This is a genomic window from Kribbella sp. NPDC020701 (assembly GCF_055562215.1).
Genome location: NZ_JBVHFT010000022.1, coordinates 50802 through 70573, shown reverse-complemented (window position 1 = coordinate 70573; position 19772 = coordinate 50802). Strand labels below are relative to the sequence as shown.

Annotated in this window: 21 protein-coding genes and 1 pseudogene; 12 read left to right on the top strand and 10 right to left on the bottom strand. The window is 68.9% G+C overall.

All coding sequences use genetic code 11. The annotated features are described in order from the left end of the window. The first annotated feature begins 50 nt into the window (after positions 1 to 50). From ACZ3HV_RS38360 to ACZ3HV_RS38340, 5 genes are all read left to right on the top strand, one after another. A complete protein-coding gene (locus ACZ3HV_RS38360; protein ID WP_465691961.1) occupies positions 51 to 1064 on the top strand; it encodes an acetylxylan esterase in 1014 nt (337 codons plus the stop codon). A gap of 76 nt (positions 1065 to 1140) precedes the next feature. Further along, the gene (locus ACZ3HV_RS38355) at positions 1141 to 1551 is read left to right on the top strand and encodes a VOC family protein (RefSeq protein ID WP_465691959.1); all 411 of its coding nucleotides are present in this window, start codon (positions 1141 to 1143) and stop codon (positions 1549 to 1551) included. Positions 1552 to 1553: 2 nt separating this feature from the next. After that, positions 1554 to 2519 carry an RNA polymerase subunit sigma-70 gene (locus tag ACZ3HV_RS38350; RefSeq protein WP_465691957.1) on the top strand — a complete coding sequence of 322 codons (966 nt, stop codon included), beginning with the start codon at positions 1554 to 1556 and terminating at the stop codon, positions 2517 to 2519. A gap of 9 nt (positions 2520 to 2528) precedes the next feature. After that, a complete protein-coding gene (locus ACZ3HV_RS38345; RefSeq protein WP_465691955.1) occupies positions 2529 to 3272 on the top strand; it encodes a beta-phosphoglucomutase family hydrolase in 744 nt (247 codons plus the stop codon). Further along, a complete protein-coding gene (locus tag ACZ3HV_RS38340) occupies positions 3269 to 5641 on the top strand; it encodes a glycoside hydrolase family 65 protein (RefSeq protein ID WP_465691953.1) in 2373 nt (790 codons plus the stop codon). Before ACZ3HV_RS38345 ends, ACZ3HV_RS38340 begins: the two co-directional genes overlap by 4 nt. 37 nt (positions 5642 to 5678) lie before the next feature. On the opposite strand, the gene ACZ3HV_RS38335 is transcribed toward ACZ3HV_RS38340, so the two are convergent. Beyond that, the gene (locus ACZ3HV_RS38335; RefSeq protein ID WP_465691951.1) at positions 5679 to 5945 is read right to left on the bottom strand and encodes a GlsB/YeaQ/YmgE family stress response membrane protein; all 267 of its coding nucleotides are present in this window, start codon (positions 5943 to 5945) and stop codon (positions 5679 to 5681) included. A 108-nt stretch (positions 5946 to 6053) separates the two neighbouring features. Then, positions 6054 to 6869, bottom strand: a complete 816-nt coding sequence (locus ACZ3HV_RS38330) for a hypothetical protein (protein WP_465691949.1) — start codon at positions 6867 to 6869, stop codon at positions 6054 to 6056. Between the two features lie 279 nt (positions 6870 to 7148). Here ACZ3HV_RS38330 and ACZ3HV_RS38325 point away from each other — a divergent pair, with 279 nt between their 5' ends. Then, positions 7149 to 8252 (top strand): DNA glycosylase AlkZ-like family protein, encoded by a 1104-nt coding sequence (locus ACZ3HV_RS38325; RefSeq protein WP_465691947.1) that lies wholly within the window; start codon positions 7149 to 7151, stop codon positions 8250 to 8252. A 71-nt stretch (positions 8253 to 8323) separates the two neighbouring features. Next, positions 8324 to 9775 (top strand): ricin-type beta-trefoil lectin domain protein, encoded by a 1452-nt coding sequence (locus ACZ3HV_RS38320; protein ID WP_465691945.1) that lies wholly within the window; start codon positions 8324 to 8326, stop codon positions 9773 to 9775. Here ACZ3HV_RS38320 and ACZ3HV_RS38315 read toward each other — a convergent pair whose 3' ends face one another. Further along, positions 9776 to 10663, bottom strand: a complete 888-nt coding sequence (locus ACZ3HV_RS38315) for a DMT family transporter (protein ID WP_465691943.1) — start codon at positions 10661 to 10663, stop codon at positions 9776 to 9778. Between the two features lie 80 nt (positions 10664 to 10743). On the opposite strand from ACZ3HV_RS38315, the gene ACZ3HV_RS38310 reads away from it, so the two are divergent. Next, positions 10744 to 11631, top strand: coding sequence for a LysR family transcriptional regulator (locus tag ACZ3HV_RS38310; protein ID WP_465691941.1), 888 nt, complete (start codon positions 10744 to 10746; stop codon positions 11629 to 11631). A gap of 3 nt (positions 11632 to 11634) precedes the next feature. Here ACZ3HV_RS38310 and ACZ3HV_RS38305 read toward each other — a convergent pair whose 3' ends face one another. Together ACZ3HV_RS38305 and ACZ3HV_RS38300 are read right to left on the bottom strand one after the other, a co-directional pair. After that, positions 11635 to 12264: a hypothetical protein gene (locus ACZ3HV_RS38305; protein ID WP_465691939.1), complete on the bottom strand. Its 630-nt coding sequence runs from the start codon at positions 12262 to 12264 to the stop codon at positions 11635 to 11637. Further along, positions 12261 to 12452, bottom strand: a pseudogene (locus ACZ3HV_RS38300) (sigma factor-like helix-turn-helix DNA-binding protein); the annotation flags it as partial. The gene ACZ3HV_RS38305 and the pseudogene ACZ3HV_RS38300, both read right to left, overlap by 4 nt. A 79-nt stretch (positions 12453 to 12531) precedes the next feature. Between ACZ3HV_RS38300 and ACZ3HV_RS38295 the strand changes: the two are divergent. Then, positions 12532 to 13062, top strand: coding sequence for a hypothetical protein (locus tag ACZ3HV_RS38295; protein WP_465691937.1), 531 nt, complete (start codon positions 12532 to 12534; stop codon positions 13060 to 13062). Here the strand turns inward: ACZ3HV_RS38295 and ACZ3HV_RS38290 are convergent. The 5 genes from ACZ3HV_RS38290 to ACZ3HV_RS38270 all read right to left on the bottom strand — a co-directional run bounded on the left by ACZ3HV_RS38290 (position 13003) and on the right by ACZ3HV_RS38270 (position 17387). Beyond that, positions 13003 to 13770, bottom strand: coding sequence for an SDR family oxidoreductase (locus tag ACZ3HV_RS38290; protein ID WP_360375712.1), 768 nt, complete (start codon positions 13768 to 13770; stop codon positions 13003 to 13005). The two genes, ACZ3HV_RS38295 and ACZ3HV_RS38290, sit on opposite strands and share 60 nt — an antisense overlap. A gap of 51 nt (positions 13771 to 13821) precedes the next feature. Beyond that, a complete protein-coding gene (locus ACZ3HV_RS38285; RefSeq protein ID WP_360375708.1) occupies positions 13822 to 14010 on the bottom strand; it encodes a DUF1918 domain-containing protein in 189 nt (62 codons plus the stop codon). Between the two features lie 136 nt (positions 14011 to 14146). Continuing rightward, the gene (locus ACZ3HV_RS38280) at positions 14147 to 15517 is read right to left on the bottom strand and encodes a sensor histidine kinase (RefSeq protein ID WP_465691934.1); all 1371 of its coding nucleotides are present in this window, start codon (positions 15515 to 15517) and stop codon (positions 14147 to 14149) included. 319 nt (positions 15518 to 15836) lie between these two features. Then, positions 15837 to 16514 carry a response regulator transcription factor gene (locus ACZ3HV_RS38275; protein WP_465691932.1) on the bottom strand — a complete coding sequence of 226 codons (678 nt, stop codon included), beginning with the start codon at positions 16512 to 16514 and terminating at the stop codon, positions 15837 to 15839. A 45-nt stretch (positions 16515 to 16559) separates the two neighbouring features. Continuing rightward, on the bottom strand, positions 16560 to 17387 hold the full coding sequence (locus ACZ3HV_RS38270; protein ID WP_465691930.1) for a PIG-L deacetylase family protein: 828 nt from the start codon (positions 17385 to 17387) through the stop codon (positions 16560 to 16562). Positions 17388 to 17468: 81 nt separating this feature from the next. Between ACZ3HV_RS38270 and ACZ3HV_RS38265 the strand changes: the two genes are divergently transcribed. Genes ACZ3HV_RS38265 through ACZ3HV_RS38255 form a run of 3 tightly spaced genes read left to right on the top strand, consistent with a single transcriptional unit; the run spans position 17469 to position 19767 of the window. Further along, entirely contained in the window at positions 17469 to 18476 is a 1008-nt protein-coding gene (locus tag ACZ3HV_RS38265; protein ID WP_465691928.1) for a lysylphosphatidylglycerol synthase domain-containing protein, read from the top strand. Continuing rightward, positions 18473 to 19552, top strand: a complete 1080-nt coding sequence (locus ACZ3HV_RS38260; protein WP_465691926.1) for a glycosyltransferase family 4 protein — start codon at positions 18473 to 18475, stop codon at positions 19550 to 19552. Before ACZ3HV_RS38265 ends, ACZ3HV_RS38260 begins: the two co-directional genes overlap by 4 nt. Beyond that, complete coding sequence (locus ACZ3HV_RS38255; protein ID WP_465691924.1) at positions 19549 to 19767, top strand: hypothetical protein; 219 nt, start codon at positions 19549 to 19551, stop codon at positions 19765 to 19767. The genes ACZ3HV_RS38260 and ACZ3HV_RS38255 overlap by 4 nt, the downstream gene beginning before the upstream one ends. Positions 19768 to 19772 lie beyond the last annotated feature (5 nt).

Below are 19772 nucleotides of genomic sequence, written 5' to 3'. Positions count from 1 at the left end.
ATTGGAGATCGTTTACCGCCGGAGCGTCGCGAGGCGTAGGTTTGTTGCTCATGGCCATGTTCGACCTTTCCCTCGACAAGCTCCGTGAGTACCGGCCCGATGTGGCCGCACCCGCCGACCTGGTCGAGTTCTGGCGCCGTTCCATCGAGAAGGCGCGCACCGACGACCTGTCCGCCTCGTTCACGGCGATCGACAACAAGCTCGCCGTCATCGACACCTACGACGTCACGTACGCCGGCTTCGGCGGTGCGCCGGTCAAGGGCTGGCTGCACGTGCCGGCCGGAGCCAGCGGTCCGCTCCCGACGGTCGTGCAGTACCACGGCTACTCCGGCGGCCGCGGCTTCCCGCATGCCACCACTCTGTGGGCGCAGGCCGGCTACGCCCACTTCGTGATGGACACCCGCGGTCAGGGCTACAGCGGCGGCGGCACCGCCGGTACGCCGGACGACAGCGCGTACGCCGGTCTGAACCACACCCCGGGCTTCATGACCGCAGGCATCACCGACCCGGAGACCTACTACTACCGCCGTGTCTTCATCGACGCGGTCCGCGCGATCGACGCGGCCAAGGCGTCACCGCTGGTCGACCCGGACAAGATCATCGTCACCGGCGGCAGCCAGGGTGGCGGGATCGCGATCGCGGCCGCCGGGCTGGCCGGCCTGGCCGGGATCGAGTTGCTCGGCTGTGCGCCCGACGTACCGTTCCTGTGTCACTTCCAGCGCGCGCTGGAGATCACCAACAAGGAGCCATACGCCGAGATCACGCGGTACCTGAAGGGGTTCCGCCAGGACGTGGACGCGGCGCTGCGGACACTGAGCTACTTCGACGGCGTGAACCTGGGCCGCCTGGCCACGGCGCCGGCGCTGTTCTCGGTCGCCCTGATGGACGCGACCTGCCCGCCGTCGACGGTGTTCGCCGCCTTCAACCACTACGGCAGTGCGGCGAAGGACATCGAGGTCTACAGCTACAACGAGCACGAGGGCGGCCAGACGTACCAGCAGCTCGCCCAGCTCGACTGGTTCGCGAAGATCTTCGCTGCGAAGGAGTCATCGGCGGACCGATGAGTTTCTGGTCCGGGCGGCGTTACACGATCAACAGCGTCGGTCAGACTGTGACCGACCCGATCGCAGGAGGCCGCAGATGGACTGGAAGCTCCAACTCGTCATCGTCCCGGTGTCGGACGTGGACCGGGCGAAGAAGTTCTACACCGAGCAGCTCGGGTTCCACGAGGACGTCGACCACAGCGCCGGGGATGCGTTCCGGGTCGTGCAGCTGACCCCGCCGGGGTCAGCCTGCTCGATCACGATCGGTACCGGGCTGACCAAGGCGGAGCCCGGCACGTACCAGGGCACGCATCTGGTGGTGAACGACATCGAGGCCGCCCGGGCCCAGCTGGTCGAGCGGGGTGTGGAGGTCAGCGAGCCGTTCCACTTCACCGCCGAGGGTCAGCAGACCGGCGTGAGCCCGAAGCGGGCCGACTACGAAACCTTCCTCACCTTCGCGGACCCGGACGGCAACGGCTGGACGGTCCAAGAGGTGGGGAAGGCCTAAAAATGAGCACGCTGGAGGAGGCGGCGTTCGCGGGTGATGAGACCGCGTTCGCCGACCTCGCCGGGCAGTATCGGCGTGAGCTGCACGTGCACTGCTACCGCATGCTGGCGTCCTTCGACGATGCGGAGGACGCCGTCCAGGAGACTCTGTTGCGCGCCTGGCGCGGCCGGGACTCCTTCGACGGGCGGACGTACTTCCGGGCGTGGTTGTACCGGATCGCGACCAACGTGTGTCTGGACGTCGTACGGCGGCACACCCGTCGTACGGCGTCACCCGGGGACCTGGTCTGGCTTCAGCCGTACCCGGACCAGCTGCTCGACGAGATCGCCCCACCGGCTGACCAGCCGGATGCGGTCGCGGTGGATCGGGAGACGATCGAGCTGGCGTTCCTGGTCGCACTGCAGGCGTTGCCGGCGCGGCAGCGGGCTGCGCTGATCGCCCGGGACGTGCTCGGGTGGTCGGCGGCGGACACCGCCGTACTGCTCGAGACCAGCGTGGCCGCGGCGAACAGTGCGTTGCAGCGGGCCCGGACGACGATGCAGCAGCGACTGCCGGCTCGTCGTGCGGACTGGAGCGCACCTCGGTCGACCGCGGAAGAGCGTGACGTTCTGGATCGGTTCATCGACGCGCACCAGCGGTGTGACGCGGCGGCGGCGATTGCGATCGCGGCCGAGGAACTGCGGGTGTCGATGCCGCCGGACCACCTCTCGTTCGACGGGCTCGCCGCGTGCCTTCCGCTCTTCGAGCGGGCGTTCGGGCCGGACCGCGACGGCGAGTGGCGCCTCGTCCCGACCTCGGCGAACCGGTTGCCCGCGGCAGCGTCGTACCTGCTCCGTCCGGGGGACACGGTGTGGCGAGCGTTCAAGCTCGACGTCCTGCGGGTCCACGACGGCAAGATCGTCGAGATCATGACCTTCGGCTACTCCCGTTTCCCCGCCTTCGGTCTACCGAACCAGTTGACGACCTAGTCTGGGGACATGCTGGGACTTCCTGCGGGGATCCGGGTCTGCTTGTTCGACCTGGATGGTGTGCTCACCGATACCGCTGCCGTCCACGCCGCCGCGTGGAAAGAGATGTTCGACGAGTTCCTCCGGGACTATGCGGAGCAGCACGGGATCGCGTTCGTCCCGTTCGACGCGCGCAAGGAGTACGACGCGTACGTCGACGGCAAGCCACGGGCCAGCGGGGTGCGGGACTTCCTCACCGCGCGCGGGATCGAGTTGCCCGAGGGTACGCCGGACGACCGGCCGGCCGCGATGACGGTGAACGGTCTCGGGAACCGCAAGAACGAGGCCGTTCAGCGCCGGATCCGGACCGAGGGCGTGCACGTCTTCGAGGGATCGCGGCGCTATCTGCAGGCCGCAGTACAGGCCGGACTCCGGCGGGCCGTGGTGTCGTCGAGCGCCAACACCCAGGAAGTGCTGAAGGTAACCGGACTCGCGCAGTACGTCGAGCTGGTCGTGGACGGCGTCACGATTCGGACCAAGGGCCTGCAGGGGAAACCGGCGCCCGACACGTTCCTGGCCGCGGCCAAGGGTTTCGGGGTCGATCCGGCCGAGGCTGCGGTGTACGAAGACGCACTGGCAGGTGTGGCGGCCGGCCGGGCTGGGCACTTCGGGCATGTCATCGGTGTGGACCGCGTCGGACAGGCGGATGAGCTGAAGAATCACGGCGCCGACGTCGTGGTCCGGGACCTGGCCGAACTGCTGGAGGACGAATGATCGACCGCGGACATCATCCGATCGAGCCGTGGCGGTTGCGGGAGACGCGGCTCGCGCTCGACAAGCTGGCGCAGTCGGAGTCGCTGTTCGCATTGTCGAACGGGCATATCGGATTGCGCGGCAACCTCGACGAGGGTGAGCCGTACGCGATCCCCGGCACCTACCTGAACTCGTTCTACGAGCAGCGCCCACTCCCGTACGCCGAAGCCGGCTACGGCTACCCCGAGTCCGGTCAGACGCTCGTCGACGTCACCAACGGCAAGCTGATCCGCTTGCTCGTGGACGATTCGCCGTTCGACATCCGGTACGGGTACCTGAGCAAGCACGAGCGGTCCCTGGACTTCCGCACCGGGATCCTGGAGCGGGACGTCGACTGGACCTCGCCGGGTGGCAAGCGGATCCGGGTCCGCAGCCGTCGGCTGGTGTCGCTGACTCAGCGGGCCGTCGCGGCGATCGAGTACATCGTCGAGCCGGTGGACCAGCCCGCGCGTTTCGTCGTCCAGTCCGAGCTGGTCGCGAACGAGGCCCAGCCGAAGCTGTCCGACGATCCGCGGGTGGCCGCCGTACTGGACAACCCGTTGAAGCCGGTCAGTCACGACGGCGGTGAGAACGGTGTCGTCCTGATTCACCGGACCACGCGCAGCCGTCAGCTGATGGCCGCCGCGATGGGCCACGAGGTGGACACGACGGTCCGCTACGCGATGGACCTGGACGTCCGCGACGACTGGGCTCGCTCCACAGTGATCTGCCAGCTTCAGCCGGGAGAGAGCCTGCGCGTGGTGAAGTACCTGTCCTACGGCTGGTCCAGCCTGCGGTCGGAGACTGCCATCCGGGACCAGGTCACGGCAGCGCTGGCAAGTGCCCGGTTCTCCGGTTGGGACGGGCTGACCAAGCAGCAGGTCGACTTCCTGGACGACTTCTGGGACGGCGCCGACGTGGAGGTGCAGGGACATCCAGAGTTGCAGCAGGCGGTGCGTTTCGCGCTCTTCCATGTCCTGCAGGCCGGTGCTCGGGCGGAGCGGCGGGCCATCCCGTCGAAGGGACTGACGGGCGCCGGGTACGACGGCCACACCTTCTGGGACACCGAAGGGTTCGTCCTCCCGGTGCTGACCTACACGATGCCCGGTGCGGCCGGCGATGCCCTGCGCTGGCGATATTCGACTCTCGGTATGGCCCGCGAGCGCGCCGAAGTACTGGGCCTGCGCGGCGCGGCCTTCCCCTGGCGCACGATCCGGGGACAGGAGTGCTCCGGCTACTGGCCTGCCGGTACGGCGGCCTTCCACGTCAACGCGGACATCGCCGAAGCGGTGATGAGGTACCACCGCGCCACCGGCGACGACCAGTTCCTCGAGGAGGTCGGGCTGGAACTGTTGATCGAGACGGCCCGGTTGTGGATGTCGCTGGGCCACCATGACCGCAACGGCCGCTGGCATCTGCCGGGCGTGACCGGACCGGACGAGTACAGCGCCGTTGCCGATGACAACGTCTTCACCAACCTGATGGCGGCGCGCAACCTGCGCTCGGCGGCGGAGACCGCGGCGCGGCTCCCGACCATGGCCCGGGAGCTCGGTGTCGACTCGGAGGAGGAAGCCACCTGGCGGGATGCGGCCGCCGCGGTGTACGTGCCGTACGACGAGGAGCTCGGCGTACACCCGCAGTCGGAGGGCTTCACCGGGTACGCCGTCTGGGACTTCGAGGCGTACAAGGACAGGTACCCGCTCCTGCTGCACGCGCCGTACTTCCAGCTGTACCGGATGCAGGTGGTCAAGCAGGCGGATCTGATGCTGGCGACGTACTGGTGTGGCGACGCGTTCACGCTGGAGGAGAAGGCGCGGAACTTCGACTACTACGAGCGGCTGACCGTCCGGGACTCGTCGTTGTCGGCGTGTGTGCAGGCCGTGATGGCGGCAGAGGTGGGTCACCTGGATCTGGCCTACGACTACGCCTACGAGGCTGCGCTGATCGACATGCGGAACCTGCATCACAACACCGGCGACGGCCTGCACATGGCGTCGCTGGGTGGTGCCTGGAGTGCTCTGGTCGCCGGCTTCGGCGGTCTGCGGGAACGGGATGGTTGTCTGTGCTTCGATCCTGCGCTGCCGCAGGGCCTGTCCGGGCTGAGCTTCGCGATCCGCTGGCGAGGTGCCCGGTTGAAGGTCGAGATCGATCCGCTGTCGGTGAAGTACTCGGTGCACAACGGCGAAGATGCCAGCGTGACGCTCCAGCACGCGGGGGAGGAGATCACCGTCACCACGGACCAGCCGGTGATCCGGACCCTGGAGAAACGCCGACCGCTGCTGCCCCGGCCGCCCCAGCCACCCGGCCGCGAACCGCGAGCGGCGATGGCCAGCAACGACCGGGGCAGCTGACCCTGCGTCGTCAGTGCCTGGTTGTTGTGCGTGGTTGCTAGTTCTTGATGGCCTGGTGCTTGCGGGCCGACAGGGATTCCGCGGTGCCGACCAGCAGCACCGAGGAGATCACGGCGACGATGAAGCCGAGCACGTTCAGCTCGAAGATGCCGCCGGTGCCGAGCACGCTCGCGATCGTGCCACCGATCACCGAGCCGGCCAGGCCGAGCAGCAGCGTGGCGAGCAGGCCGAGCTTCTGCTTGCCGGGCGTGAAGAGCCGTGCCAGCGCTCCGATGATGAGTCCGGCGACGATGAAGCCGATCATGTTCTGTGTCCTCCGAGAGCCAAGGGTTTCTGTTGTCCAGTGTCCGGCCCGGCTGAGGCCGGCGGCAGTGGAGTTCACCCTGATCGCACCCGGAGTCGACCCTGGTCGCTATTGGGCCACTGCCTCATAGAGTCTGCTGGTCTCCAGCAGCCGCGCGGTCCGTTCCAGCAGGTTCAGGACCGCGGTGCCGGTGCGCTGGGCGGCCCGCTCGTCGTTGCCGAGCAGGGCCTTGTATCCCGCGCGGCAGGTGGACTTCGCATCGAGGATCTCGGCGTACAGCTCGACGCCAAGTAGGTCCTTACGGACCTTCAGCATCTCCAGAGTGGCCTTCGTGCACCGCTGTAGCGTCGGACTGACCGTCTTCGCGTCGAACTGGGGCAGCAGTTGGTCGGCCAGTCCCTTCGCCACGAAGTACTCCGCGCTCGACCTCTTGTCCCGCAGATACCGCACGGCCGCGGTCCTGCGCACGTCGTCAGTGAGCCCGCAGACCGCCCACTGCGGCGGTACGACGAACACCTGCGACTTCGGCAGGTACGCCGGAAGCCCGCGATCGACGTCCGTGTTTCCGGTGCCGGCGGTCGCGGCCAGCGCCGCCTTCGACGCCTCGTCCTTGGGGCTCGCGGACGGCGCCGCGACCAGCCGGGTGGTGAAGCCCGAATCGGGAATGACGAGTACCGAAAGGCTCCCGGTGTTCTGCACCAGCAACGACGTCAGGCTCGGGTCGGTACTGATCTCCAACTGGACGCCGTCCACATCGGTCTCCGGCTGCAGCGGCTCTGTGGACTTCGAGCAATCCGTCGCGGGCTTCAGCGCCGGCGGCGTCTTCGGGATGACGATCGAGGGAGTCGGTACGACGGTCGTGCCGCCGTCTCCGTCGCCCGCGCCTTCCGCACTCGAACAGGCCACCGCGGTGACCACCACCATCAATACACCAAAGGGCATAAGTGCCCGACTACATAGCGCCACGATGACCCCCAACACCACCGAACTTTTCGGTCCCCACCTTCCAGTTCACTCCCAGTCTTGCATTACGCGGAGTAGCTGGACAACGTTTCGGCCGTCTCCGCAACTCCCACCGCCCAGGATTCCGGCATTCGCGGACCCACCGACGACCCGGACCGTTCCGGCCTGGTTACGCTGCGCGGCAGCCGCAGGTGTCCTGATCGCGGGGGAATTGTCTATGGGGTGGCTTAGCCTCGCGGTGTGACTGTGCATCAGCTTTCGCGACGGGATGCTCGGCGGATCGCCGTGCGGGCGCAGGTGCTGACGAGCGAGCGGCCGGGCGATCTGTTCGAGGTCGTCCGGCGGCTGACGGCGGTGCAGTTCGATCAGACGGCCGCGGTGGCGCCGAACGCTGATCTGGTTGCGTGGAGCCGGCTCGGATCGTCGTACTCGCCGAAAGAGTTGACCGAGGCGCTGGAGACGCAAGCGCTGGTGGAGTTGCAGGGTTTCGTCCGGCCGCCCGAGAGTGTGGCGCTGTTCCGGGCCGAGATGGCGGAGTGGCCGGGGAGTGGGCCGCTGCTCGACTGGCAGGAGTACCGGCGCGACTGGGTGATGGCCAATGAGGGGTGCCGCCTGGACCTCCTCGAGCGGCTCAGACAGGACGGCCCGCTGGTGATGCGCGAGCTGCCGGACACCTGCGTTGTTCCGTGGAAGTCATCCGGCTGGACCAACAACCGGAACGTGTCCCAGCTGCTCGAGTTCATGCTGCAACGCGGTGAGGTCGCGGTCGCCGGTCGCCAGGGCCGCGATCGCCTGTGGGACCTGGCCACGCGCGTCTACCCCGACGAGCCGATGATCCCGGTCGCCGAGGCGGAGCGGATTCGCGACGAGCAGCGGCTGCACGCGCTCGGCATCGCCCGACCCCGGGGTGCGGAGTGCCCGGTGGAGCCTCTCGACGCCGGCGTGGCGGGGGAGTGGGCCGTCGTCGATGGTGTCCGGGGCGAGTGGCGCGTCCACCCGGAGCTGCTCGGCCTGCCCTTCTCCGGACGTACGGCGCTGCTCTCACCACTCGACCGTTTGGTGTACGACCGCAAGCGGCTGACGGACCTGTTCGAGTTCGACTATCAGCTGGAGATGTACAAGCCGGTCGCGAAGCGCAAATGGGGGTACTTCGCGCTCCCGATCCTGCACGGCGACCGTTTGGTCGGGAAGGTCGACGCCACGTCGGACCGCAAGGCCGGTGTGTTCCGGGTCGACGCGATCCACGAGGACACGCCGTTCTCGAAGTCGCTCACCGCCGCCATCCACCGTGAGCTGCGCGACCTCGCCCAGTGGCTGCAGCTGGAGCTCGTCATCATGATGTGACCCCAGTCACATCGATGTTGACGCAAACATGAAGCATTGACGTGCCCGTATGTTTACGTGAACATCGCGGCGTGAGATCAACAGTTCGCCGTATCGCCGCCGCAGCCCTCGCTGCCACCGCCATCGCAGCTGCCATCACCGTCCAGGCCGAGGCGTCGCCCACCGCGCCGCCCACCGCGCCGCCGACCGCGCCCGCCGCCGCCGTGCAGGCGGGCGGACAGGCCGGGACCAACGACTTCCGGGGGGTGAACTGGGCCGATCCGCGGGACAACTACGCGGACGACGAGGTGGTCCCGTCCGGACTGAGCACGACCGACGACTACCGCACGACGTACCAGAAGGCCACCGGGATCGTCGGGGAGTTCCGCAAGGAGCTGAAGGCCAACACGATCCGGCTGCCGATCAACCCGTCGAGCGTGGGGACCACCTGGTGGAGTTCCTACCGCGGGGCGATCGACGCGTCGGTCGCGAGTGGCTTCAAGGTGATCCTCAGCTACTGGGAGGCCGACAACGCCAAGGACGGGCGGGTCGACGACCCGGCCGAGTACGCCGCGATGTGGGACACCGTGGTGCAGGCCTACGGCAAGAACCCGCACGTGTACTTCGAGCCGATGAACGAGCCCTTCGGCTACTCGCTGACCGAGTGGGTGTCGCTGACCTCGTCCTGGATCGCCGACCACAGCACGGTCCCGCGCAGCCGGATCGTCATCTCCGGCACCGGCTACAACGACAACGTCACCGGTGTCGGCGCGGCGCCCGAGCTCAACGGCACCCTGCTTTCGCTGCACTTCTACGGCTTCTGGGCCTCCGACACGACCGAGGCCGCCTGGCTCGCGAACCTGCGCCCGCGGATCGGTTCGTACGGCTGGCGCACGATCATCGACGAAGCCGGTTCGCCGATGACGATCGGCCTGAACTACGGCAACCACGAGGGCAACGTCTACACGGCGTACCTCGGTGCGCTCACCCAGGTGGCGAACGAGCAGAAGATGGGCATCGTCTACTGGCCGGGGCTGCGGACCGGCGACTCGTACTCGATGACCACGCAGGTCGGCCCGCGCGATCTGCAGGTCAACAGCGAGAGCGGCCGCGCACAGCTGTGGTGGGGCTGGGGTCTGCTGAAGAACGAGCCGACGAACACGCTGCCGCCCGCTCCGCCGGGTGAGCCCTTGCGCGGTGTGGCCAGCGGCCGGTGCGTCGACGTACCCGGCTTCTCGACCAACCCTGGTACGGCGCTCGACCTGTGGGACTGCAACAACGGCGGGAACCAGTCGTGGAACTACACCGCGACCAAGCAGCTCACCGTGTACGCCGACAAGTGCATGACCGCCGGCACCTCAGCCACCACCATCGAGGCCTGCACCGGCGCCGCCAACCAGGCGTGGGAGCTCAACGCCGACCAGACCGTCACCAGCGTCGCCACTCCCGCCCTCTGCCTCACCGCCACGGGCACGGGCAACGGCGCCGCCGTCACCACCGCCCCCTGCAACGGCTCCGACGACCAGAAGTGGACCCGCTCCTAACTACCTTCCTCGGACGGACCCAACCGCCGAGGACCTCGCCCGCACGGCGGGGCCCTCGCGGCGGGTGCGTTCGATGGATTGGCCCCAGGTGGTGCCGGCCAGCATGAGGACGGCGCCGAGTGCGGCCAGGGCGGTGAGGTGTTCGCCGCCGAGAAGGATGCCGATGGCAACGGCCCAGATCGGTTCGGTGCCGAGCAGGAGACTGGCTCGGCTGGCGGACGTTCGTTGCACGGCCCAGGTCTGCGCCAGGAAGGCGAACACGCTGCAGAACAAGGCGAGATAGATCAGCTGCAGCCAGGTCGTGGTGCCGGTGATGGCCGGCAGTTGAGGTACGGCGGGTGCCGCGAAGAGCGCCGTACCGACGAGGGTCTGGACCGCGGTCACCTGCAGCGGGCGCAGGCCGGTGGTGAGGCGGCCGACGAGCGCGACATGGCCGGCGCGGACGGCGGCGGCCGCGAGCATGAGCAGATCGCCGATGCCCGGGGTGTGCAGACCGTTGCCCGACATCAGCAGGCCGACCGCGACGACGCAGACCCCGGCCGCCAGGAAGAACCGTGGCGGGACCCGGTGGCGATCCAGGAGTGGTGTGAGGACGAGCGTGAGGCTGATGATCAGTCCCGCGTTGGCCGCGGTGGTGTGCGTGACGCCGTACGTCTCCAGCACCAGGACGGCCGCCTGGGTGAGGCCGAGCAGGCCGCCGATCTTCAACTCGTCGCGGCTGATGCGCCGGACGAAGAGGAGCAGGGCGATCGCGGAGATGCCGTAGCGGACGAAGAGTACGGCCAGCACGGGCACGCTGCCGGTCGCGGTCTTGGCCGCGAGGTAGCTCGAACCCCAGACCAGGGCGACCAGCAACAGGACGAGGTCGGTACGGCGGGTTCCGGGCACGGCTCAACGGTGCCGGGTGACGACGTTGTAGCCAAGGACCACTGTCTAAACCAACCTTGTAGAGCACCTACAGTGTGGAGATGGACGAACGGCAGCTACGGGTACTGAGGGAAGTCGGTGAGCTGGGGAGTGTGACCGCGGCCGCGGACGCGTTGCTGGTCACGCCGTCGGCGATCTCGCAGCAGTTGCGGTTGTTGCAGCGATCGATCCCGGTCCCGCTGACCGAACGCGACGGCCGGCGGGTGGTTCTCACCGCGGCCGGGCGGGCGCTCGCCGGCGCGGCGGCCGACGTGGAGTCGGCGCTGGCCCGCGCTCGGCACACCGTCGACGAGTTCGTCGAGCAGCCCGACGGTTCGGTCTCCGTCGCCGCCTTCCACAGCGCCGCCGCGACGTTCTTTCCGTTGCTGTTGAAGGCCGAGGCCGCGCCGCAACTCAGCCTGCACGACGAGGATGTGCCGCAGGACGAGTTTCCACCGCTGACCCGCGAGTACGACCTCGTGCTGGCGCATCGCCTCGATCACGGTGCCGCCTGGCCGCGCACGGTCGCGATCACCCCGCTGCTGCATGAGCCGCTGGACGTCGCCGTACCCGCCGGCCATCCGCTGGCGGCCAAGCGATCGCTGACCCCGCGCGACGTCGCCCGCGAACCGTGGATCACCGTGCACGACGGGTTCCCGCTGATGGCGACGATCGAGGCGATCGGCGCTGCCGCCAACCAGCGCTTGGACTTGGTCCACCGGGTCAACGAGTTCACCGTCGTCACCGAACTCGTCGCTGCCGGCGCGGGCATCGCCCTGATCCCTCGCTGGACCGCCCGCCGCCACCCAGCCGTCGTACTCCGTCCGCTCCGCGGAGTCCACGCCCGCCGGCACATCGACGTACTCCACCGCCCCGAACGAACCGCCCGCCAAGCGGTCCGCACCACGCTCGCGAACCTCCGATCTGCCGCCGCAACCATCAGAGCCTGAGAGTCACCGCCCGGAGATCCTGCGGTTCAGGGAGAACAGGCGACCGAGCACCGGCATCAGCACGATGTTCAGGCCGTGCAGTACGCCGATGACGAGCAGGATGCCGCCGATCCGGCCGGCCTCGAAGGCGACCTGGGCGGGCAGTACGCCGAGACCCCAGGTCTCCCGTGGTTCGAAGCTGACTGTGAACAAGATGTAGGCGGAGAAGATCAGGTAGTACACGATGTCGGTCAGCACGATGTAGCTCTTGCCGGTCTGCGGATTGTCGTGGAAGACATCCGCCGCGTACGCGCGGCCGAACCGTTTGATGAACGGCCCGAGCCAGAGCGCCAGCCCGATCAGCAGGACGTCGGTGAACAGTTCGAGGATCCACCAGTCCATCACCAGGTGACCGTTCGCCGCCGGCGGCGTGACGAGCAGAACGATTGCCGTCAGCAACGAGATGCCGATGGCCAGTCCGAGCGCTGCCCGGGTGATCCGGCGGCGCCGGATCCGGTCGTCGGCGATGCTGCCGAGGACGCGCTCGAACAGGTCGGGTGCGGGTGGCCGGGTCGACGCCGGGTCCAGAGCGTCGTACAGGCGGCGCTCGACCTCGGACGGCTCGTCGCCGGGAGTGCTGGGTCGCTGGGTCATCCCTGGACCTCCAGATCGGTTTTCAGCGCGCGCAGGCCGCGTTGCAGGTGGGTTTTGACCGAGTTCGGCGACAGGCCGAGGGTGTCGGCGATATCGGCGATCGAGAGTTCGAGGTAGTAGCGCAGGACGACACAGTCCCGCTGGCGCCGGGGGAGTGCGCGCAGGGCCGCGATGACCGCTTGCCGGCTTTCGCTGTCACCCGCGCCGCGGCGGTGGCTCGTCTGTCGTAGTGATCCGTGCTCCCAGCATGGACGTCAAGGGGGAGAGATGACAGTACGAGTGCTGACCACGACGGCGGCCGGACTCGGGCTCGGAGTGGGCTGGGGGATCGCAGCCCGGGGCTGGATGCGGCTGATCTCCACCGAGCCCGAGTTCAGCTGGACCGGGACCGCGATGATCCTCGCGCTGACCGGTGTCTCCGGCCTGGTCCTCGGTCTGCTCAACGGCCTCCGCCGTACCGGCCGGTCACGGTGGTGGCGGGTGCTGGCGATCTTGTGTCTACCGACGTTCGCCAGCCCGGGGATGCTCTTTCTCCCCGCGTTCCTGCTCGGTGGTCTGCTCTACCTGCCGCACCTCTGGGCGCGGCTGGCGGGCGTCGTCGGGATCGCGCTCTCCCAGGCCGGACTGTGGGTCACCACCCGAGACGACCCGGTCAGTCCGTGGGTGCTCCACGGCGGCTTTCTGGTCCTCTCGCTGACCCTGGCGGCCGGGGCCGCGGAGCTCTACCGGCCGAGTCGATCAGGCGAAGCCGCCGTTGCTCAGCAGGAGTTGGCCGTTGATCCATTCGCCGCGCGGTGAGCAGAGGAACTCGACCAGGTTGGCGGTGTCCTCCGGCGTACCGAGCCGGCCGAGCGGGGTCTGCTTGATACCGCTGGCCCGGATCTCGTCGTTCATCCAGCCGGTGTCGATCGGGCCGGGGTTGACCACGTTCGCGCTGACTCCGAGGTGTGACAGTTCGTGCGCGGCCGCCAGGGTGATCCTGTCCAGGGCACCCTTGCTCGCGCCGTACGGAAGGTTGTTGACTGTGTGATCGCTGGTCAGCGCGATGATCCGGCCGGTGCCCCGCGGTCCGGTGAAGCGGCGCCCGAACTCGCGGATCAGCAGCCAGGTCGCCCGGGCGTTCACCGCGAAATGGCGGTCGAAGCTCTCCACGGTCGTGTCCAGAATGCTGGAGTCGACCGATTCGCAGTGGCACATCACCAGCGCGGTGACGTTGCCCAGCTGCTCCTCGGCCGTGGCGAAGATCCGCTCCGGCGCCGCCGGGTCGACCAGGTCCGCCTCGATCGGGACCGCAGTCGCGCCGAGCGCGGTGAGCTCCTTGGTGATCTCGGCGGTCGCTCCGGACTCGACGCCCCAGTCCATCCGGTCGTCGTACGCCGTCCAGTAGGTGAACGCGATGTCCCACCCGGACGCCGCGAGCCGGCGGGCCAGTCCGGCACCGATACCGACGGTGCGGCCGACACCGGTGACGAGCGCGACGGGACGATCTGAGGTGGGGAAAGTCATCCCCCGATCCTGCTGGTCCAGGCCGTCATCGGGCAACTGGATTCGACTCGGTCACTCCGCGTGGATGATGTGGGCGTCCGGCCCGGGGAAGAACAGTGACTCGCTGTCGGTGTCGCTCCAGTGCACCAGGTAGGGAGGTGCGCCGTTCGGGTCGTGCACCTCGACGATCTCGCCCTGCCGCCGGTGCGCGCTCACATGGTTGCCCTCAACAACAACCTGGTCACCCGCCGCCGCCTTCATCGCTCCCACCCGCTCACGCCGTTCATCACATCGCCCCATCACCACCGAGAGGGTGACGCCTGCCCGCCACCCGGGATCACCCCCAGCTTTACCCCGGAACCCCGGCCCGCACCACCCCTCAGTGAATGTCGGTGGCTCAGCGGGGGAGGGTGATGGTGGCGGTTGTTCCGCCGGTGGGGGAGGGGGTGAGGCTGATGGTGCCTTGGTGGGCTCGGGTGATTTCGAGGGCTATGGACAGGCCCAGTCCGGAACCGCCGCTGGCGCGGGCGCGGCTGGTGTCCAGGCGGACGAAGCGCTCGAAGACGCGGAGGCGGTCGGCCTCGGGGATCCCGTCACCGTCGTCGGCAACGGTGATGATGGCTGACCCGTTCTGCTCGGCCGTGGTGACGTGGACGGTGCTGTGGGCGGCGCGGGCGGCGTTGTCGACCAGGTTCCGGAGTACCTGACTCAGCCGGGCCGGATCCCCGACCACGCGGACGGGGTGGACCTCGCCCGTCACGGCGAGATCGGGTGCGGAGCTCCGCAGCCGCTGGATCTCCGCCGCGACCAGGTCGTCGAGGTCGACGTCCGTACGCCGCATCCGCAACCCGGCGTCGTCCGCTTTCGCCAGCAGGAGCAGATCCTCGACGAGCTGTCGCATCCGGTCGGTCTCGGCCGCCATCACCTGATGCAGTTCCTGCCAGGCCCGTCCCGTGGTGTCCGCCTCCACAACCTCCAACGCCGCGGTCAACGTGGCCAACGGTGACCGCAGCTCATGACTGGCGTCCGACACGAACCGCCGCTGCATGGCCTGCCCGGTCTGCAGCCGATCGAGCATCTCGTTCATCGTCGTCGCGAGTCGCGCGATCTCGTCCCGCGTCGGAGGAACCGGGACCCGCTCACTCAGCTCTCCCGACCCGATTCCCTGCACCCGCGCGCGGATCCGCTCGACAGGTCCCAGCGCCTGCCCGACCAGCAACCAGCCCGCGACCCCGACCACGACCAGCAGCACCGGGAACCCGACCAGCAGGTACTTCGTCACCGTGGTGACCGTCTCCCGCTGCGTCTCCACCGACGACGCGACGACCACGGTGTACGTCTGCCCGCCGTACGCGGCACCCTGCGCGACGATGAGGTACTCGTGGTCGTCGTCGATCAGCGGCATCTCGCCGACGTCGGCCCGCTCGAGCACCCCCGGCGCGGGACGCAGGTCCGTCAGCGCCTTGTCGTCGACCCGCGCCGACGAAGCGGCGACCACCCGCCCGGACGCGTCCAGCACCTGGATCAGCTGGCTCGGCCGCGTCGACTCGGTCAGGTCGCGCGCCAGTCCCGACGTACCCTCTTCGGTCACCTGGCCGGCCACGTCGCCCGCCCGCCCGTCGGCCGCGTCCGAGACCCCGGTAATCAGCGCGCGCTGCAGGAGCAGCAGGAGTACGGCGGCCCCGAGCGCCATCGCCGCGGCTACGACGATTACCGCCGCCGCGGTAGACCTGCTCCGCACACTCGCCCGCCGCAGCTCACCGCTCACCCTGCTCCACGCCGCCACCGGACGCGCTCCTTTCCGGCGCACGAGGCTCACCCGCCGCCGGTCCTCTCAGCGACCATCTTCCCAGGTCCCGGGTGAGGTAGGCACCGGTCGCCACCAAGCTCAACCACGTCACCGCCAGCAGCCACCCGGCGAGTACGTCGGTGGCCCAGTGGTAGCCGAGGTCGATCCGGCTGGCCCGGACGGGAACGAGTAGGTGGTGTCCGCGCTGCCCAGCGTATAGACGGCCCCCGGCCGTGGTCGCCCGACCAGTAGTTTCACCCCGTAGGTGAGAGCCCCCGAGCCGTCGAAGGGTCACCGCTCAGCCGCCTTCGGGGTCGAGGCGGTAGCCCATGCCGCGGATGGTTTCGATGGAGTGGCGGGCGAAGGGGGCGTCGAGCTTGAGGCGGAGGTAGCGGATGTAGACCTCGACCACGTTGGGATCGCCGTCGAAGGCGGGGTCCCAGACGCCGGCGAGGATCTCGAGCTTGCTGACAGTGTCGCCGCGGTGACGCATCAGGAACTCGAGCAAGCCGTACTCGCGCGGTGTGAGCGCGATCTCCTGCCCGGCCCGTTCGACCCGTCGCCGGGCCGGATCGAGCATCAGGTCACCGGCGGTCAGCACCACCGGGCGCTCCGGACCGCCCCGCCGGATCAGCGCCCGCAGCCGGGCGATCAGGACGAGGAAGCTGAACGGTTTGGTCAGGTAGTCGTCCGCACCGAGGTCGAACGCATCGGTCTGGTCGTACTCCCCGTCCTTCGCGGTCAGCATCAGCACCGGCGTCCAGACACCCCGCTCCCGCAACTGCTCGAGCACCTTGTACCCGTTCAGCTTCGGCAACATGATGTCCAGCACGATCACGTCGTAGCTGTGTTCGGTCGCCGCCCACACCGCGTCCTCGCCGTTGTGCACCAGCTCCACCACGAACCCGCCGTCCGTGAGACCCCGACGGACCGTGTCGGCCAGCCGGATCTCGTCCTCCACCATCAGCACCCGCATGGTCTCAGTCTCACTGCCGGTCGCTGAGAATCCGCTGAGTAGACCTCATCGGAGCGTCGCGAACACGTCGTCGAGCCGGCTACCAGGTGTCCGGCCGTGTTCGACGTACCACTCCCGCCCGAGCACTCGCCGGAACAGCCACGGCGGTAGCTTGAGCAGCAGCCCGAGCGTCCGCGGCCCGCCGTCCGAGCTCGCCTGGCTGGCGTGCGCCCGGAACGCCTGCCGCTTCTGGTCCGCATACGCACGGACGTCGACACAGTGCGTGATCGCCGACGCGGGGGAGTACGCGCGGTCGTAGTCGGCTGCCCGGACGGCCGGCAGTACGCCGGGAATTGCCCCGGCCACGCGCACCAGCCGACGGATCAGCCGCCGGTCGATCGTTGCCTGCAGCACCAACGGCGTACCGGCCTGTGCGGCCGCGTACACGCCGGCCGCGTACACCTGCTTGTGGTCCGGATGTCCGTACCCGCCGGCCGGATCGTAGATCGTCAGCGCATCGGCGCGCTCGGCCCGCAGCAATTCGATCAACGGCGCCGCCGCCATCTCGACCGCGAGACGACTGAACGCGCCGTCGGCTACCGCACCCGACGACCCCGAGTCCCGGAACCCGAGCCGCACGACCCGCGCACACCCCAGCGCCGCCGCCGACCGCTCCAGCTCATCCCGCCGGTACGCCGCCAGCCGTCCGGCCGACCGGTACGGCGAAGCGGCCGCACCCGCCTCGCCATCCGTGGCGACGGCCAGCACGACGCGATGTCCTTCGGCGGCGAGCCGGGCCAACGTGCCGCCCATCAGCAGCGCTTCGTCGTCCGGGTGCGCGTGGAAAGCCACGAGCGTGAACCGGGCAGCGCCGGTCTCCTGCGGATGCGCCATGTCCCGAGCATCGCACGGCCGCCAGGGGTCGTTCGACCGACTCTCAGGGCCCTCTCAGCAGCCGCCTCCCACGATGGTGCGATGAAGTCCAGAGCCCCCCGCCGGGTCGTGACCTCGGTCGTGAGCGGGGTGGCGACCGCCGCCCTGATCGTCCTGCTGCCGCGAGCGGTGGGTGCGACCTGGAGCGAGGTCGGTGCCGTCCTCGGCCGGGTCTCCACCGGTGCACTCGTGGTTCTGGCGATCGTCTGGATCGCCGGGTTGTGGGCGCATTCGTTCGTCCTGGCCGCGTCCCTGCCAGGACTGACGAAGCGCCGCGGCCTGACGCTGAGTCTGACCGGCAGCGCCGTCGCGAATGTCCTGCCGCTGGGCGGCGCGGCCGGTACCGGGCTGAACTTCGCGATGGTCCGCCGCTGGGGTTTCAGCCCGGCCGCGTTCGGCGGCTTCCTCGCCGTGACGACCCTGCTGAACATCGTCTCCAAACTCGGGGTGATCGCGGTCGCACTCGCGCTGGTGCCGATCCTGCACAGCGCGTCGGCGTTCGGTGCGGCGAGTCTGGTCTTCGTTCCGGTGCCTCTCGCCGTGGTGGCGGTCATCTGGATGCTTGCCGACGAAAACGTTGCTGCGGGCATCGGTGCCGGACTGGACAAGCTGATCCGCCGAAAGCAACTGGCCGTAAGGATCCCGAAGCTGCGGCGCTCGATCCTGCGGGTGCTGCGTCACGGCTGGCGTCCGATGACGGCCGGCATGCTCGCCTACCTCGCGCTGCAACTGGCCCTGCTCTGGCTGTGCTTCCACGTCCTCGGCATCTCCCTCGGCCTTCCGGTGCTCTTCACCGCGCTGGCCGTCGAGCGACTGCTGACCCTGGTCGCGATCACCCCAGGCGCGGCCGGGGTGGTCGAGGTGGGCACCGCCGCCGCGCTGGTCGCCCTCGGCGGCGACCCTGCCGGCGTCGCGGCCGGGCTCCTGCTGTTCCGCGGTTTCACCTACGTCCTGGAGATCCCGGTCGGCGGTATCACGCTGGCGATCTGGTTCTGCACCCAGCGCCGGACCCGGGCACGCTCGGCCGAACTGGAAGCGGCCGCCGGATGAAGATCGCTCTGGTCAGCGACTGCTACCTCCCACGACTCGGTGGGATCGAACTCCAGGTCCACGACCTCGCCGGACAGCTGATCCGCGCCGGCCATCCGGTCACCGTCTTCACCAGCACCGACGGTCCATCCGCGGCCGGCGACGTTCCCGTCGTACGACTCCCGGCGCTCGGCGGCGTACCGTTGCCTGCAGCAACCGATCGTCTGCGTCGTGCGCTGGACGACTTCGACGTCGTGCACGCCCACACGTCCCTGCTGTCGCCACTCGCCTGGCGCGCGGCGCGCCTCGCCCCGGCCGCCGTGATCACGCTGCACTCGTTGCCCAGTCCAATGATGCCGTGGCCGCTCGCGCAGCTCGACCGGTACGTCGATCCAGCTCGATGGACCGCGGTCAGCGAGGTGGTGGCCGCCGTACTGCGTCGGTCGTTGCCAAACCGGCCGGTCGACCTACTGCACAACGGCGTCGATCCCACGCACTGGCGATTCCCGAGGCATGGCGGGCATCCGCTGACCATCGTGAGCACGATGCGGCTCACCCGGCGAAAGCGCCCGCTCGCCCTGCTGCGGACCCTCGAGCGGATCCGCAGCGTCCTGCCCACCGACGTGGACGTCAGAGCCGTCATCGTCGGCAGCGGGCCGCAAGCCGCGTCAGTTGCCGCCGAGGTGCGGCGCCGCGGCCTGACAGGTTGGGTCGAGTTGCCCGGACGCCTGACCCGCTTCGAGATCCAGCAGTTGTACGCCGCCGCGGACGTCTACCTCGCGCCCGCCGGTCTGGAGTCCTTCGGAGTCGCCGCGCTGGAAGCCCGCTGTGCCGGCCTTCCCGTGGTGGCGATGGCCTCCGGTGGGGTCGGCGAGTTCATCCGCCACGGGGTCGAGGGCTACCTGGTCGACTCCGACACCCAGATGGCTGAGACCACCGCAGCGCTGCTCAGCGATCCAGCGCTCCGCACGCGGATCCAGCGGCACAACCACGACACCGATCCAGCCATGACCTGGGACCACGTCATCCCTCAACATCTGACGACGTACCAGACTCAGGTGTCTCTCAGTGCCCTGACCCTAACGTCGGCATCATGACCTCCGACGACTCCAGCACGACCGAACTGTCCGGCTGGGGGCGGACGACTCACAAGCACTGCCAGGTACGGCGTCCGGACACCGGCGGCGGCGTCGTCGACGCAGTACTGGCCGATCCCAAGGTGACGATCCGCGGTGCCGGCAAGAGCTACGGCGACGCGGCGTTGCCTTACTCGTGGGCCGCTCTGGTCGGTGCCGGGCTCTACCTGCCCTGAGACCC

What these genes read in the sequence shown, in the direction of transcription:
- ACZ3HV_RS38350 (WP_465691957.1), top strand. Translation starts at nt 1,554, where the DNA reads ATGAGCACGCTGGAGGAGGCGGCGTTCGCGGGTGATGAGACCGCGTTC.
- ACZ3HV_RS38265 (WP_465691928.1), top strand. Translation starts at nt 17,469, where the DNA reads ATGAAGTCCAGAGCCCCCCGCCGGGTCGTGACCTCGGTCGTGAGCGGG.
- ACZ3HV_RS38330 (WP_465691949.1), bottom strand. Translation starts at nt 6,869, where the DNA reads ATGGTGGTGGTCACCGCGGTGGCCTGTTCGAGTGCGGAAGGCGCGGGC.
- ACZ3HV_RS38295 (WP_465691937.1), top strand. Translation starts at nt 12,532, where the DNA reads ATGACAGTACGAGTGCTGACCACGACGGCGGCCGGACTCGGGCTCGGA.
- ACZ3HV_RS38275 (WP_465691932.1), bottom strand. Translation starts at nt 16,514, where the DNA reads ATGCGGGTGCTGATGGTGGAGGACGAGATCCGGCTGGCCGACACGGTC.
- ACZ3HV_RS38270 (WP_465691930.1), bottom strand. Translation starts at nt 17,387, where the DNA reads ATGGCGCATCCGCAGGAGACCGGCGCTGCCCGGTTCACGCTCGTGGCT.
- ACZ3HV_RS38355 (WP_465691959.1), top strand. Translation starts at nt 1,141, where the DNA reads ATGGACTGGAAGCTCCAACTCGTCATCGTCCCGGTGTCGGACGTGGAC.
- ACZ3HV_RS38290 (WP_360375712.1), bottom strand. Translation starts at nt 13,770, where the DNA reads ATGACTTTCCCCACCTCAGATCGTCCCGTCGCGCTCGTCACCGGTGTC.
- ACZ3HV_RS38305 (WP_465691939.1), bottom strand. Translation starts at nt 12,264, where the DNA reads ATGACCCAGCGACCCAGCACTCCCGGCGACGAGCCGTCCGAGGTCGAG.
- ACZ3HV_RS38340 (WP_465691953.1), top strand. Translation starts at nt 3,269, where the DNA reads ATGATCGACCGCGGACATCATCCGATCGAGCCGTGGCGGTTGCGGGAG.
- ACZ3HV_RS38360 (WP_465691961.1), top strand. Translation starts at nt 51, where the DNA reads ATGGCCATGTTCGACCTTTCCCTCGACAAGCTCCGTGAGTACCGGCCC.
- ACZ3HV_RS38310 (WP_465691941.1), top strand. Translation starts at nt 10,744, where the DNA reads ATGGACGAACGGCAGCTACGGGTACTGAGGGAAGTCGGTGAGCTGGGG.
- ACZ3HV_RS38335 (WP_465691951.1), bottom strand. Translation starts at nt 5,945, where the DNA reads ATGATCGGCTTCATCGTCGCCGGACTCATCATCGGAGCGCTGGCACGG.
- ACZ3HV_RS38260 (WP_465691926.1), top strand. Translation starts at nt 18,473, where the DNA reads ATGAAGATCGCTCTGGTCAGCGACTGCTACCTCCCACGACTCGGTGGG.
- ACZ3HV_RS38255 (WP_465691924.1), top strand. Translation starts at nt 19,549, where the DNA reads ATGACCTCCGACGACTCCAGCACGACCGAACTGTCCGGCTGGGGGCGG.
- ACZ3HV_RS38285 (WP_360375708.1), bottom strand. Translation starts at nt 14,010, where the DNA reads ATGAAGGCGGCGGCGGGTGACCAGGTTGTTGTTGAGGGCAACCATGTG.
- ACZ3HV_RS38345 (WP_465691955.1), top strand. Translation starts at nt 2,529, where the DNA reads ATGCTGGGACTTCCTGCGGGGATCCGGGTCTGCTTGTTCGACCTGGAT.